Consider the following 373-nt stretch of genomic DNA (forward strand, 5'->3'; position numbering starts at 1 on the left):
GCTGGCCGAGCTCGGCATCGACGACCCGCAGCTCAAGATCGCCAAGCGCCTGGAGCAGATCGCCCTGGAAGACGAGTACTTCGTCGAGCGCAAGCTCTACCCCAACGTCGACTTCTACTCCGGTATCATCCTCAAGGCCATGGGTATCCCGACCAACATGTTCACCGTGATCTTCGCGGTGTCACGCACCATCGGCTGGATCTCCCACTGGCACGAGATGCTCAGCGACAGCTACAAGATCGGCCGTCCGCGCCAGCTCTATACCGGTCACACCCAGCGCGACTATCCTGCCAAGTAAGCACGACCGGCAGGCACGACCCTCCACAGAAAGCCGCCCTCGGGCGGCTTTCTGCGTCATGCACAGCCCCCCCCC

General features: G+C 62.7%; 1 protein-coding gene. It reads left to right on the top strand.

What is annotated here, in order from left to right; genetic code table 11:
• Positions 1–298: citrate/2-methylcitrate synthase (locus Q673_RS0117930; protein WP_031217518.1), on the top strand; the 298-nt coding region annotated here is incomplete at its 5' end.
• Positions 299–373: the final 75 nt, after the last annotated feature.

The sequence above is a fragment of the Halomonas sp. PBN3 genome (genome assembly GCF_000475415.1).
In the GTDB taxonomy this organism is placed as follows: domain Bacteria; phylum Pseudomonadota; class Gammaproteobacteria; order Pseudomonadales; family Halomonadaceae; genus Halomonas; species Halomonas shengliensis.